Origin of the sequence: Bacillus sp. T2.9-1, from assembly GCF_950097965.1 — a bacterium.
GTDB classification, from domain to species: Bacteria; Bacillota; Bacilli; order Bacillales; family Cytobacillaceae; genus Niallia; species Niallia hominis.
Genome location: NZ_CATNHG010000137.1, coordinates 1 through 11,851 on the forward strand (window position 1 = coordinate 1; position 11,851 = coordinate 11,851).

Genomic DNA, 11,851 nt, shown 5'->3' on the forward strand with positions numbered 1-11,851 from the left:
ATCTCTTTTGTATATACAGTTTTTTTGCCCACGCAAAAACACCTCCGAATAATGTCACAATACTTATCTCAAGTATTGCCATTTTGGAGGTGTTTTATATTGTCTCACTATTTTAGGTTAGTCCAGTTTCCTTTACACGAAATCAACACTTTTTTTAGCTGAAGGGGAACAAGTATAAATCATATTAACAAATTCAAAATCTCCGCCATTTGTCGATTGGATAAACGTAGTTGTTTCTTTAAATCCTGCTTTCCTATAAACCTTAATAGCACGCTTATTAAATGTCGCAACCGCCAAGCTAATAAAGGAAGGGGAAAAATGCTCTATTATATAATTCATCCCAATTGTTAAAAACGTATAACCTTTGTTCTGACCTGTTAAATCAGGTCTTAAACCAAGACCGATATCGATTGTATTATTTTCTCCTTTGTTTACACTAAAAAAACCGATAAGTTGATTTTCTTCTGTGACAGCGTAAATGGACTCATTTCTTTGTTCACTATCAAGAAACGCAGCTAAATCCTCTTCATCTGCCTCCATGTCATAAAATCCATAAATTCCATCATAATGCCAGTGATATGCAATTTCTTCTGCTTGTTCTTGTGTAATAAGTTGAAAGTGATACATGATTGTTTGCTCCTTTTTATGGGAAATTATATCATATCGAAATATTTTGATAAAATAGTAGATTCTGCTTCTCGGGAGAATTTGAACAGGCTATACTAGAGAAAAGGAGAAGGGGGTAGAAGAAAACATGAAAACAGAAAGTAGCATTCCATATAATATAGAAGAAACAACTATTTTAGATATACAGAAAGCCTTGGAGTCTGGTGCAATTACTTCATTGGAGCTGACCAAGCAATATTTAAATCGAATTGCATCATTTGATCCTGCATTATGCTCTATTAGGGAAATAAACCCTGATGCATTAGAAATTGCAGCAGAGCTAGATGAAAAAAGGAAGGTACTCCATCAAGTGGGACCACTTTATGGCATTCCTGTTATTATAAAGGACAATATTGATACAAATGATTCGATGGCAACAACTGCAGGCTCGATTGCATTAGAACATAATTTTGCTAAAGAGGATGCTTTTATTGTTAAAAAGCTTCGAGAAGCAGGAGCTGTTATTATTGGAAAGGCTAACCTCTCTGAATTTGCCAATTTCATTACGGAATTAGATATGCCTAATGGCTATAGCTCTTTAGGGGGACAGGTCATGAATCCATATGGTCCTGGTGTTTGGGATGTAGGTGGTTCAAGCTCGGGAACTGGTGCAAGCATTGCAGCTAATTTTGCAGTGGTTGGAATAGGAACTGAAACCTCTGGATCCATTCTTAGTCCCGCTAGTAATAATTCACTTGTTGGAATAAAACCTACACTTGGTCTCGTTAGCCGTACGGGAATTATCCCACTAGCTCACAGTCAAGATACGGCAGGTCCAATGACAAGAACCGTTCGTGATGCAGCAATTCTATTAGGGATCATTGCTGGTGTGGATGAAAAAGATGAAGTGACACAAACAAGTATGGGGAAGCCAAGTGATTATACGACATTTTTGAAAACAGATGGGCTAAAAGGGAAACGAATTGGAATTGATCGCACCTTTTTTCCTGAAGAGGAAGAGGAAGTAGCTCTGTTTGAAGAGGCGATGGAAGAATTAACAAAGCAAGGGGCTATCTTGCTTGATGTTACCATTCCCCGTGAAAAATTCGATTCTATTGTTCTCTACCATGAATTTAAATATGGCATAGATAACTATTTACACAAACTTTCTGAAGAAGTGCCTGTTCATTCATTAAGCGAGGTTATTACATTTAATAAAAAGCATCCAGACCTGGTTAAATATGGTCAGACGATTCTTGAGTATTGTGAAACATTAAATGGGGATTTGGAAGATGCAAAGTATAAAGAGCATCGAGAAACAGATCTTAGACTTTCTACAACAGAAGGAATCGATATAACGATGAAAGAAAATCAATTAGATGGGTTATTATTTGCGAAATATTTAGGTTGTGCAATGCCTGCAAAAGCAGGATACCCATCTATTACTGTTCCAGCAGGCTATACACCAAAAGGTAAGCCAATGGGGATAACATTCTCAGGATTAGCTTATAGTGAACCTAGTTTAATAGAAATGGCATATAGCTATGAACAAGCAACAAAGCATCGAACGCCACCGGTATTGGATAAGGGGAACTAAGAAGGGAAGCAGTGTATATAGGTACACTGCTTTTTTGGCATAAGCTTCGTTATGGGACAGTATATTATATTAATAAGAAGAATCAGCTTGAGATTTACAAACCTAAATAGTTTAATCTAGATTGATGTTTTAATATAAGATATAATGAAAAGAAAAAGAAAGCTCTTACATTTTACTGGCGTAACCCAAAAATGGTGTAAAAAAACCATCTAGTTGGAAGTTCTATACTAATGGATGTTAGAAAAATAGTAGATTTCGTGAATCGGGGAGGAAAAAGAATTGTCTTTAACACGTGTGCTTGTAGGAATATTTAAAAGTTTTGAGGAAACAAAGGAACAGCCTAAGGTTCCTGAATTAAAGACACGTTATTATAAAAAAAGTCGTGATCGCTTGATGGAAACAGTAAAAAATGTAGTAGAAAGAAAAATGTCAAATTGGGATTTAAAAAAAGTCGATACAGATCGTGGGGAAATCGTATTGAGCAAAGGATCTAGCTTAATGATTATTACTGTTTATAAACTAGCAGGAATGCAATCAGCAATTGATATTTATTGTTCAAAGGAAGGAGCTTTAGGGGATTTCGGCTCCAGCTATAAATATATACAGCAATTTTTTAAAGCGCTTCATACGGAAATTCAGCCAGAAAAAGGATAAGCATCCAGCGAAAAGTTCGTTGATGTTCAAAAAGAATGGGAGTGTATGGAATGAAAATTGTTCTTACAGGGGCTAATCGGGGATTAGGGATTCACCTTGCTAAAACGGCTGTGGAAAGAGGACATACAGTACTTGCGGGGGTACGATCGGTTGTAGAAGATTCACCTATCAATCGATTGAAAAAACAATTTCCAGACAATGTGTATACATATTTTCTTGATGTTACAAATGAAGAGTCGATTGCAAAAGCAGCTGAACTAGCAGTAAAAGATGTTGATTCTATTGACGGCATTATTAATAACGCAGGAGTCCTCGCAGAACGGGGAAAGCCAATTGAAGAGCTCGATTTTAATCAGGTTCAGTTTACGATGGATGTCAATGTATTAGGACCGATGAGAATAATGAAACATTTCCTACCCCTTTTATATAAAGGGAAAAAACAGGCAGTTATTAATATCTCTTCAGAAGCGGGAAGTATTCATAATGCCTATGGCGGAGACTTTCCATATGGAATTTCGAAAGCAGCCCTAAATATGTTTACCGTTCAATTATCCAGCTATGTAAAAGACAAAGACATAGCTGTATATGCTGTTCATCCTGGCTGGATTAAAACAGATATGGGTGGCGACAACGCAACAGGCTATCCAGAAGAGTCAGCAAATGGTATCCTTGATATTTTAGAAGGAAAGCTAGACATAACTAGCGAATTAGGATTTATTGATTTTACTGGGAAAGAAATGAAAATTTAATAGATAGGTAGGGGAAGAATCAGAATGATCTTGCATGGAGCAAAGATTTTCTGATTCTTTTTTGTATGAACAGGACAGCTTCCTAAAGGTGTTATTGACTAAAATGAAAAAGAAAAAATCCCCACTGATGGAAGTTACCTATTATAATAGAAATATTATTTATAATTTTCTGTTGATTTACAAGGAAGGAGTATTTGATGAATAACGAAGAATTAATAACGATGCAACAGTTAAATAAATCTCATATGAATGACTTGCTTTCCTTAGCTACTATTGTTGGCTGGGATTATGACTTGGAAGAAATCCAAACTCTACTCGTTTCCGGAACTATGTTTGGTCACATAACGTTAGAGAAGATAGTAGTATCCTGTGCTGCAATTATTCCTTATGGAGCTAAGCTAGCATCTATCGGCATGGTAATTGTTCACCCGAACTATCGAGGAAGAGGACTAGCGAAAGTGTTGCTGATTCATTGTATGAACCAATTGCCAAGAAATATGGCTCTTATGTTAATTGCGACAAAAGAAGGCAGACCTGTTTATGAAAAATTATCGTTTAAGGAATATAGCCATGTAACAAAGCTTCTTGGGAAAGGTAAGCAAATGAAGCTTGTATTAGATGGCTATACTATACATCAATTCGTGAAAACAGATTTAGAAGAAATGCTTGTATTAGACCAAGCAGCATTTGGAAGTTCAAGAGTGCTGTTCCTAGAGAACAGAATAAAACAGGCAAAAGATTCACTTGTACTAAAGGATAGAAAAGGAGTAATGGTTGGATATGCTCTTACTGTAAAAAAACCTAGTAATCTAGTTATCGGTCCTATTGTAGCACAAGATGATGAACAGGCAATTCTCCTTATTAAGACAATCATTGCAAACAATCAAGGAAGTATAAGAATAGATATAGTGGAAGGAAAAAACACCATAATGGAAGAGCTACAGAAGCTAGGATTTCAAATAGTAAATCGTCCTCCAGTAATGGTGAAAAATATCGAAGCATTCCCAAAAAGAAATAATTGCTTATATGCGATTGCAGCACAGGCTTATGGATAATCATAAAAGAATAAAAGATGTAAAGGAAGTAATGGTAGACGGAGAAAAGAGTTGATTTTAAGAAAGAGAAAATGATATTAGTCATTTTCTCTTTCTGTTTATATGTGCCATTATATCTGACTTTAAATAAATCCTTTCTTTGTTGCCTACTTTTAGAGGGTCTAAAATCCCTTTTTTAACACATTCGTGGATATATTGCCGAGTGCATCCTAATAGCTCGGTAACTTCTGAGGTAGAGATTAATTCCTTTTCTAAATCCTTTCGTAGTTCCATATCATTTTCAAATCGAATCATGATAATCGTTCCAATCTTTTCATAATATTTTATGTAGTAGTATTATTCTATACCCAAAAATAAACTAACTAACCATTCCTACGCAAAATTTAAATGTGCCTAATCTTCCTGTTTCTATCGCACTATTCTGTAGAATTCTCCGAATAATAGACAATAATTTTGATGTTATTGCTACGTAATAAAGTATATATTTTCCAAGTGGAAATAGATATAATAATGAAGAAAGCCAAAAAAATGGAGGCATATATGTTCAAAAATAAGTTAGGTAAGATAAGATCTGGTTGGATTATTTTGTTAGCTTTATTGGCTACAATGATAGCACAATTGATTCTTTCAGCCCCAGGTATGATTATAGCTGTCATTATTGAATCTCAAATTAATCCTGATATTTCTGATGAAATGATTAATCAGGTATTAGATGGTTCTCCCCTCTCTCTTTTGTCTCAGGGAATAGGGATGATCGGTGGTATCGCAATCTTGTTTCTTTTATGGAAGTTTGTTAATAAGAAGAGAATTTCAGAAATGGGTTTTAAAAAGTTTTCTCCAGATTTTTTCACTGGTTTAGCTCTTGGTGCAGTGTCTATCGTCGTTATATTTTTAATTCTATTATTCACAAAAAATATAGAGATAGCTAATTCAATTGGTTCGCCACATTTTTCTACTTACACAATAGCCTATCTTTTATTTTTTATATTAGTAGGGTTTTCAGAGGAACTAACGTTTAGAGGCTATATAATGTCCACGCTTGCGGATAACGGTAACTCTAAAACTGTCGTATATATCATCTCAGCATTTATTTTTGGCATTGCACATATGTGGAATCCGAATGTCGCCATCCTCGGAATTGTTAATATTTTTCTAGTAGGGCTCTTGTTTGCCTATATGTATGATAAGACAAAAAGCCTATGGATGCCGATTGGCTATCATATAACGTGGAATTATTTCCAAGGAAATGTGTTTGGCTTCCCAGTTAGTGGAACGACTCCATATGGCCTTTACGGTATTGATGTTTCTATGGGAAATGATTGGTTAACAGGTGGTTCCTTTGGTCTAGAAGGAGGAATACTAGCTACTTTAATGATTGCTTGTGGCTACATTGTGACCAATTTATATACAAAGAAAAGATTAGCATAGTGTTCATTTAAATCTTATACGGAGAAAAAGTAATATTCTCATAGAATAATTGCTTAATTTACGTTATAATAAGTCGAGTTAAACCAATTATATAGTAAATCCGTATATTACGGTGGAGGTTCTAGCTACCCTCTTTAAAAAACTAAGAAAAACAGGACTGCTTTCTTAGTAGTGCTGTTTTTTCTATATGAAGGAGATTTTGGAAATGAAAAACGAAAAAGCGGTTGTTGTATTTAGTGGTGGTCAAGATAGCACTACCTGTCTATTTTGGGCAATGAAAAACTTCAAAGAAGTAGTAGCTGTTACGTTTGACTACAATCAAAGACATATTACAGAAATTGAATGTGCGAAAAAGATTACAGAAGAGCTTGGCATTAAACATCATATTCTTGATATGTCCTTGCTAAATCAGCTTGCGCCAAATGCTTTAACAAGAGACGATATTGCGGTTGAAGAAGGAAAAGATGGCGCATTGCCTTCTACTTTTGTTCCTGGACGCAATTTATTATTTATGTCATTCGCGGGTGTATTAGCAAGCCAGATTGAAGCAAAACATATTGTAACTGGCGTTTGTGAGACAGATTTTAGTGGCTATCCAGACTGTCGTGATATCTTTATTAAGTCATTGAATGTAACATTAAATCTTTCAATGGATAATCAATTTGTCATTCATACTCCACTAATGTGGTTAAATAAAGCAGAAACATGGGGGCTTGCAGATGAGTTAGGTGCGTTCAAATTTGTTCGCGAAAAGACACTGACATGCTATAACGGAATGGTTGCAGATGGCTGTGGAGAATGTCCTGCATGTAAGCTCCGTAAAAAGGGCTTGGATGATTATTTAGCTGTTCGAAAGGGGTTATAATAGAATGAATGACTTTCGAATAGTAGATAGACTGCAAAAGTTTGGGGAAGATATTTCTTCTAAGCAATTAAAATATCATCATAAGCGTGTCATGGTGAGTAAAGAGTTTACCTTTGATGCAGCACATCACTTGCATGCCTACGAAGGTAAATGCATGAATCTTCATGGACATACGTATAAGGTTGTTTTCGGTATTAGCGGATATTTAGATGACCGTGGATTGATGATTGATTTTGGTGATATTAAGAAGATATGGAAAAAGGAAATCGAAATTTATTTGGATCATCGTTATTTAAATGAAACACTTCCACCAATGAATACAACTGCAGAAAATATTGTTTATTGGATATTTGAAAAAATGGAAGAAGCATTGAAAAAGGATGAGATGAAACAAGCAAATAATGGGGCAAGAGTGGAATTTGTGCGTCTCTTTGAAACTCCTACTAGTTATGCAGAAATGAGAAGGGAGTGGATTGGAGAGTGAGTAAAGTACCTGTAATGGAGATATTCGGACCAACGATTCAAGGAGAAGGAATGGTCATTGGTCAAAAAACGATGTTTGTCAGAACGGCAGGTTGCGATTATTCCTGTGCTTGGTGTGATTCTGCTTTTACATGGGATGGAAGCGGGAAAGATCTAATTAAGCAAATGCAGGCTGAAGAAATATGGGATGAATTAGTTCGCTTAGGCGGCAATGGCTTCTCATTTGTAACACTGTCTGGAGGGAATCCTGCCCTATTGAAAAATCTTTCTTTTCTGGTAGATTTATTAAAAGAAAAAGGAATAAAAATCGGTCTTGAAACGCAGGGAAGTAAATGGCAGGATTGGTTTGTAGATATTGATGAGCTAACTATTTCACCAAAACCGCCTAGCTCGAAAATGAACACGGATTTTGACATATTAGATTCGATTATGCAAAGATTAAGAGATGCAAATCGAAGTAATCATATGAGTCTAAAGGTAGTTGTATTTTCAGACGAAGATTATGAATATGCGAAAAAGGTTCATCTGCGCTATCCAGATGTTCCTTTTTTCCTGCAGGTTGGTAACGATGATAATAAAACAATCGATAACGCGCAATTAGTACAGCAATTACTGACTAAATACGAGTGGTTGATTGATAAAACAATGCTTGATCATGAGTTCAAAAATGTTAAGGTACTTCCACAGCTACATACGTATATTTGGGGAAATAAGCGTGGAGTGTAGACAACCGGGAAGACATTTAGGAGGATTACGGAATGAGTAAAATGAATATTCCTCAAATAGAGGAAGCAATTCGCTTATTATTAGAAGCGGTTGGAGAGGATCCTAATAGAGAAGGATTATTGGATACTCCAAAACGTGTAGCAAAAATGTATGAAGAGGTTTTTTCTGGACTTACAATCGATCCAAAAGAATATTTTGAAACGATTTTTCATGAAGACCATGAAGAATTGGTATTAGTTAAGGATATTCCTTTTTATTCTATGTGTGAGCATCACTTAGTTCCTTTTTACGGAAAAGCTCATGTAGCTTATATTCCTAAGGGAGGAAGAGTCGCTGGATTAAGTAAGCTTGCAAGAGCAGTCGAGGCAGTTTCGAAACGTCCGCAGCTTCAAGAGAGAATTACGTCCACGGTTGCAGATACAATGATGGAAACACTTGAACCACATGGAGTGATGGTTGTAGTGGAAGCAGAGCATATGTGTATGACCATGCGTGGGGTGAAAAAGCCTGGTGCTAAAACAATTACCTCTGCTGTGCGTGGTGTTTTCCAAACAGACAGTGATAAGCGTGTAGAAGTATTTGCGATGATAAAATAAAAGGGAAACTGCTTTCAGGTAGAGGGTATTATACCGTACTGATAGCAGTTGAACCATACGGAACCTTTAGGGACAGTGGGATATACTTTAAGCAAGCTTAAAATAGTAAAAAAAAGCAAAGCGCCATTTTTTTTACAGGTGCTTTGCTTTTTTCATTTATGCCATATTCTCAGAAGTATCCACATCATTAGATTGATATTGCTTCGTATCTAATTCACCAAGTGTTTTACTTGTTACAACACCAGAAACCATTGATCCACTTACATTTAGAGCAGTACGCCCCATATCAATTAGTGGTTCAACGGAAATTAATACCCCAGCTAAAGCAACTGGTAGGTTTAAAGTAGAAAGAACGATTAAGGTTGCAAACGTTGCTCCTCCACCAACTCCAGCTACCCCAAAAGAACTGATCATAACAACGATAATTAAGGTTGCGATGAATGAAGGGGATAATGGATTAATCCCTTGTGTTGGTGCAATCATGACTGCAAGCATTGCTGGATAGATTCCGGCACAGCCATTTTGCCCAATTGATACCCCAAACGATGCAGAGAAGTTTGCAATGGATTCAGGTACACCTAATTTATTTTTTTGTGCTTCAATGTTTAAGGGCATTGTTCCAGCACTTGTACGTGAAGTGAATGCAAAAGTTAGAACAGGCCAAACCTTTTTCACATATTGTTTTGGACTTAGTCCCATAATAGCAAGAATGATTAAATGAACAATAAACATCGCAATTAACGCAACATACGAAGCAATAACAAATTTACCTAGCTTCACAATGGCATCGAAGTTACTTCCTGCAACGGTCTTTGCCATTAATGCAAGGATTCCATATGGAGTTAATCGTAGAACTAATGTTACAATTCGCATAACAACCGTATGTATAGCCTCGACGATTTTTTGGAAAAATGCTGCTTGCTCCGGATTTTTTCTTTTAATACCAAGAAAAGCAACCCCAACAAAAGCTGCGAAAATAACAACCGCTATTGTAGATGTTGGTCTTGCACCTGTTAAATCTTGAAATGGGTTAGCCGGTAAAAAGCTAAGTATTTTTTGTGGTACAGTCGTACTTTGGACTTCTCCTAAAGTTTCTTCTAATTGTTGTCCACGAAGAATTTCAGCATCTCCAGCACTTACATCAATTGCCTTTAAATCAAAGCCAGCTGTTGTAGCAATTCCGATTCCAGCAGAAATAGCTGTAGTCAGTAACAGTGTTCCAATTACAAGACCGCTGATCTTGCCAAGATTAGCTGATTTTTCAAGCTTTGTGAATGCTGCAATGATCGAAATAAAGACTAGCGGCATAACAATCATTTGTAATAGCTTTACATATCCGCTTCCGACTATACCAAACCAATCATTTGTATTCGTGATTACCTCAGAAGTAGGATCATAAATCAATTGTAGGATAGCTCCGAATACTACCCCAAGTCCTAATCCTGTAAACACACGTTTAGAAAAGGAAATATGTTTCTTTTGCATGTAGAAAAGAACGCTAAGCAAAATAAGTAAGATGATAATGTTTAAAACAGTGAATAAGTTCAATGTAATCTCCTCCTTTAATTTTATTAATTCATATAGGTTAAATAGGAATTAAATAAAATCCTTTAAAATCCTACCATTATTTATTACATTTGTAAATATAAAGTTAAATTAATAAGAGAGGAAGATACAAAATAACTAAGGGATTTTGTATTGTTTTTCGATTAAGAAACAAGGAAAAGATAAAATGCATGATTAGTGTTTGCTATACAACTTTCTGTTAAAATAAAAAGCAAATAAGGCTATATGGGGGATTAGGATGTATACAATCGATTATCATTCTCCAATTGGAGTAATAGAAATAAGTGGAACGGAAAAGGCTGTTTCTTCTATCTTATTTTCGGAAAAAGAACTGGCAGAAAATCTGATTAATGCATCTACACCAAATGTATTAGTTACGTGCTCCAAGCAAATAGATGACTATTTTAAAGGGAAGCGCCGTGACTTTTCCTTCCCGATGGAAATAGGGGGGACACCTTTCCAAAAGCAAGTTTGGGACGCGTTAACGACTATTCCGTATGCTGGTACTGGATCCTATAAAGATATCGCCAACAACATAGGGAACGAAAAGGCAGTACGAGCAGTTGGAAGTGCAAATGGAAAAAATAAGCTATGTATTGTCATTCCTTGTCACCGAATTATAGGTGCAAATGGAACCCTAACTGGGTATGCTGGTGGCTTATGGAGAAAAGAATGGTTGCTTAGTCATGAGCAAAAATTTAAGCGAACAATCTAATAAGGAAAAGAAAAGAAGCAGAAAATCCTCCATTAATAAGAAGATTTTCTGCTTCTTTTTTAGAACTTAAAAAAGCTCTATAAGAGTACCAGCTCCACCTGCGCTGCGTACGATGATAACCACTGATGTTATCCAACCTAATGTATATTATATTTGAAAACGATTACAAAAGCAAATATTGTGAATGCCTGAGCGAATTATTCCGAATATTATTATTAATTAGGATAATATTCCCATTTGATATAAGGGAGGGAAAAGGGCTGTTTTGAATTATTTTTCACCTATAATATTTAGCATAAATTATTGGTAATAGAAAATCCTATAGGAAAAAAGGAGGTACTATATGGAAGAGCAAAAAGGAACGAATCTATCCAACTATGATAGCGTAACAGACAGAGTTATTGCTGAAGATTCAGACGTGCTTAGTGTATCGATTAAAACAAATCTTGACCCTAAAAATGTGCTGAAAGACAACCCTTATTTTGATAAATCGAAAACCTACAGCGAAGAAGAATTGGAAAAGTTAAAGAAATTTTTTGGAGGGTAGGAACAATTATTCCATAGAAGGAATGGAAAGACGCATAAAACGAAACTCCTTATGTAGATCATCTCTGATTTGTTTCATACAAGTCAGCTACGGAGGAGTTTTTTTATTTTCAAGAAAAAGATTAGTTATACTTAAGTTGTATGAGTAAAATGTTTGTGGGAGAATAAATATCCTTTTTGTCTAGTTGGGGGACGCGTCCTCCAACTAGACAAAAAGGCCACCAAGCGAGAGCGCGGTAGCTGGAAAAAATTAAGCATTAAAAAA

At 35.8% G+C, this 11,851-nt stretch carries 14 protein-coding genes and 1 riboswitch; of the genes, 11 read left to right on the forward strand and 3 right to left on the reverse strand.

Annotation, left to right across the window (positions count from 1 at the left end):
• Positions 1–132: 132 nt before the first annotated feature.
• The gene (locus tag QQZ16_RS20395; protein ID WP_048717141.1) at positions 133–630 is read right to left on the reverse strand and encodes a GNAT family N-acetyltransferase; all 498 of its coding nucleotides are present in this window, start codon (positions 628–630) and stop codon (positions 133–135) included.
• Between the two features lie 124 nt (positions 631–754).
• Here QQZ16_RS20395 and QQZ16_RS20400 point away from each other — a divergent pair, with 124 nt between their 5' ends.
• From QQZ16_RS20400 to QQZ16_RS20415, 4 genes are all read left to right on the forward strand, one after another.
• Positions 755–2,203, forward strand: coding sequence for an amidase family protein (locus QQZ16_RS20400; RefSeq protein ID WP_048717139.1), 1,449 nt, complete (start codon positions 755–757; stop codon positions 2,201–2,203).
• Between the two features lie 279 nt (positions 2,204–2,482).
• A complete protein-coding gene (locus QQZ16_RS20405) occupies positions 2,483–2,857 on the forward strand; it encodes a hypothetical protein (RefSeq protein ID WP_048717137.1) in 375 nt (124 codons plus the stop codon).
• 50 nt (positions 2,858–2,907) lie between these two features.
• The gene (locus tag QQZ16_RS20410; protein ID WP_048717135.1) at positions 2,908–3,606 is read left to right on the forward strand and encodes an SDR family oxidoreductase; all 699 of its coding nucleotides are present in this window, start codon (positions 2,908–2,910) and stop codon (positions 3,604–3,606) included.
• A 197-nt stretch (positions 3,607–3,803) separates the two neighbouring features.
• The gene (locus tag QQZ16_RS20415) at positions 3,804–4,661 is read left to right on the forward strand and encodes a GNAT family N-acetyltransferase (RefSeq protein WP_048717133.1); all 858 of its coding nucleotides are present in this window, start codon (positions 3,804–3,806) and stop codon (positions 4,659–4,661) included.
• Positions 4,662–4,742: 81 nt separating this feature from the next.
• Here QQZ16_RS20415 and QQZ16_RS20420 read toward each other — a convergent pair whose 3' ends face one another.
• Positions 4,743–4,955 carry a helix-turn-helix transcriptional regulator gene (locus tag QQZ16_RS20420; protein WP_048717131.1) on the reverse strand — a complete coding sequence of 71 codons (213 nt, stop codon included), beginning with the start codon at positions 4,953–4,955 and terminating at the stop codon, positions 4,743–4,745.
• Between the two features lie 246 nt (positions 4,956–5,201).
• Here QQZ16_RS20420 and QQZ16_RS20425 point away from each other — a divergent pair, with 246 nt between their 5' ends.
• The 5 genes from QQZ16_RS20425 to folE all read left to right on the forward strand — a co-directional run bounded on the left by QQZ16_RS20425 (position 5,202) and on the right by folE (position 8,759).
• A complete protein-coding gene (locus QQZ16_RS20425) occupies positions 5,202–6,089 on the forward strand; it encodes a CPBP family intramembrane glutamic endopeptidase (protein WP_048717129.1) in 888 nt (295 codons plus the stop codon).
• Positions 6,090–6,198: 109 nt separating this feature from the next.
• Positions 6,199–6,241, forward strand: a riboswitch (PreQ1 riboswitch).
• A 35-nt stretch (positions 6,242–6,276) separates the two neighbouring features.
• Positions 6,277–6,954 (forward strand): 7-cyano-7-deazaguanine synthase QueC, encoded by a 678-nt coding sequence (queC, locus tag QQZ16_RS20430; RefSeq protein WP_284561724.1) that lies wholly within the window; start codon positions 6,277–6,279, stop codon positions 6,952–6,954.
• A 4-nt stretch (positions 6,955–6,958) separates the two neighbouring features.
• Positions 6,959–7,438 (forward strand): 6-carboxytetrahydropterin synthase QueD, encoded by a 480-nt coding sequence (gene queD / locus QQZ16_RS20435; RefSeq protein ID WP_284561725.1) that lies wholly within the window; start codon positions 6,959–6,961, stop codon positions 7,436–7,438.
• Positions 7,435–8,163 carry a 7-carboxy-7-deazaguanine synthase QueE gene (queE, locus tag QQZ16_RS20440; protein ID WP_284561726.1) on the forward strand — a complete coding sequence of 243 codons (729 nt, stop codon included), beginning with the start codon at positions 7,435–7,437 and terminating at the stop codon, positions 8,161–8,163. The genes queD and queE overlap by 4 nt, the downstream gene beginning before the upstream one ends.
• 32 nt (positions 8,164–8,195) lie before the next feature.
• Positions 8,196–8,759 (forward strand): GTP cyclohydrolase I FolE, encoded by a 564-nt coding sequence (folE, locus tag QQZ16_RS20445; RefSeq protein WP_284561727.1) that lies wholly within the window; start codon positions 8,196–8,198, stop codon positions 8,757–8,759.
• Positions 8,760–8,915: 156 nt separating this feature from the next.
• On the opposite strand, the gene QQZ16_RS20450 is transcribed toward folE, so the two are convergent.
• The gene (locus QQZ16_RS20450) at positions 8,916–10,307 is read right to left on the reverse strand and encodes an L-cystine transporter (protein ID WP_235252413.1); all 1,392 of its coding nucleotides are present in this window, start codon (positions 10,305–10,307) and stop codon (positions 8,916–8,918) included.
• A gap of 256 nt (positions 10,308–10,563) precedes the next feature.
• Here QQZ16_RS20450 and QQZ16_RS20455 point away from each other — a divergent pair, with 256 nt between their 5' ends.
• Together QQZ16_RS20455 and QQZ16_RS20460 are read left to right on the forward strand one after the other, a co-directional pair.
• Positions 10,564–11,040, forward strand: coding sequence for a methylated-DNA--[protein]-cysteine S-methyltransferase (locus tag QQZ16_RS20455; protein WP_031538775.1), 477 nt, complete (start codon positions 10,564–10,566; stop codon positions 11,038–11,040).
• 343 nt (positions 11,041–11,383) lie between these two features.
• Positions 11,384–11,587, forward strand: coding sequence for a hypothetical protein (locus QQZ16_RS20460; RefSeq protein ID WP_031538773.1), 204 nt, complete (start codon positions 11,384–11,386; stop codon positions 11,585–11,587).
• Positions 11,588–11,851: the final 264 nt, after the last annotated feature.

Bases quoted from the DNA above. Each gene is read 5' to 3' on its own strand.
- QQZ16_RS20400 (WP_048717139.1), top strand. From the start codon at position 755: ATGAAAACAGAAAGTAGCATTCCATATAATATAGAAGAAACAACTATT.
- QQZ16_RS20410 (WP_048717135.1), top strand. From the start codon at position 2,908: ATGAAAATTGTTCTTACAGGGGCTAATCGGGGATTAGGGATTCACCTT.
- QQZ16_RS20415 (WP_048717133.1), top strand. From the start codon at position 3,804: ATGAATAACGAAGAATTAATAACGATGCAACAGTTAAATAAATCTCAT.
- QQZ16_RS20420 (WP_048717131.1), bottom strand. From the start codon at position 4,955: ATGATTCGATTTGAAAATGATATGGAACTACGAAAGGATTTAGAAAAG.
- QQZ16_RS20425 (WP_048717129.1), top strand. From the start codon at position 5,202: ATGTTCAAAAATAAGTTAGGTAAGATAAGATCTGGTTGGATTATTTTG.
- queC (WP_284561724.1), top strand. From the start codon at position 6,277: ATGAAGGAGATTTTGGAAATGAAAAACGAAAAAGCGGTTGTTGTATTT.
- queD (WP_284561725.1), top strand. From the start codon at position 6,959: ATGAATGACTTTCGAATAGTAGATAGACTGCAAAAGTTTGGGGAAGAT.
- folE (WP_284561727.1), top strand. From the start codon at position 8,196: ATGAGTAAAATGAATATTCCTCAAATAGAGGAAGCAATTCGCTTATTA.
- QQZ16_RS20455 (WP_031538775.1), top strand. From the start codon at position 10,564: ATGTATACAATCGATTATCATTCTCCAATTGGAGTAATAGAAATAAGT.
- QQZ16_RS20460 (WP_031538773.1), top strand. From the start codon at position 11,384: ATGGAAGAGCAAAAAGGAACGAATCTATCCAACTATGATAGCGTAACA.